1 protein-coding gene is annotated in these 865 nt (G+C 54.5%); it reads right to left on the bottom strand.

All coding sequences use genetic code 11. The features are described from left to right. Positions 1-608: transposase (locus CKL79_RS22645; RefSeq protein WP_141242285.1), on the bottom strand; the 608-nt coding region annotated here is incomplete at its 3' end. Between the last annotated feature and the right edge of the window lie 257 nt (positions 609-865).

Here is an 865-nt window from a genome sequence, read left to right as displayed (position 1 = left end):
AGATGGTAGTCCTCGACGCGTCGCCCGTAGCGCAGGTACCACTCATCCGGCGCAATTGTCGTTAGCCACTCGGGTGCGACTGTGGCCAGTTCATTCAACGTCGCTCGCATCGTTTCGCCGACTAGCTCTAGGCGGTTGAGCTTGCGGATAGCGGCCACGACGCTACTAGCGTCTGTGCGCTGCTTGCCACGCGACTTAATCAATCCTTTCTCCTGACAGCTCTGTAGTAGTTTGTCTAGCAGAAGATGCTCCTGCTCGCTGGCTATCAGCCGTCCGCGAAATTCGCTCAGGACACTGAAATCGAAGCATTCATCTGTCAGCTCTAGTCCTAGCAGATACTTCCAGTCGATACGCGAACGGACTGATTCAGCAGCTTGACGGTCGGACTGATTCTCGCGGAATTGCAGCACCGTCACCAGCGCTAGTCGCCACGGCGGGAGCCCTGGCTGACCTGTCGATGAGAATAAGTCTGTGAAGTCGCTGTCCTCAAAGACTGTGCCGAGTTCATTTCGCAAGGTCACGTATGGATTGCCTTTCCGAAAGGCAGCGTTGGCGACGCGTTGGGTATCGGCTGGAACCGGATCGATAGGCTGTGGCTTGATAGACATTGGTGATCGCACTCCTGAATGACTAGCGACTAGCCTCAGAATACTGATTTTTCGCCCTTTTTGAGTTAGCCAACAGTATCCGCCCTTTAAAGCACACCTCTTGCAAGGTTATAGACAGCGGCAAGGGCTTCCTGGTGATTGCCAGGAAGCCCTTGCCTTGAGGGGTGAGGTCGTTAGACTGGAGATCTAGAAGCGGTAGCCAAGACCGGCTACAAAATCGACTCGCTGGTCATCAAGCGGTAGGTAGTTGACTGAAC

Origin of the sequence: Leptolyngbya sp. BC1307, assembly GCF_002286735.1 — a bacterium.
Lineage (GTDB): Bacteria > Cyanobacteriota > Cyanobacteriia > Phormidesmidales > Phormidesmidaceae > Phormidesmis.
This window is presented reverse-complemented; position numbering and strand designations above follow the sequence as displayed.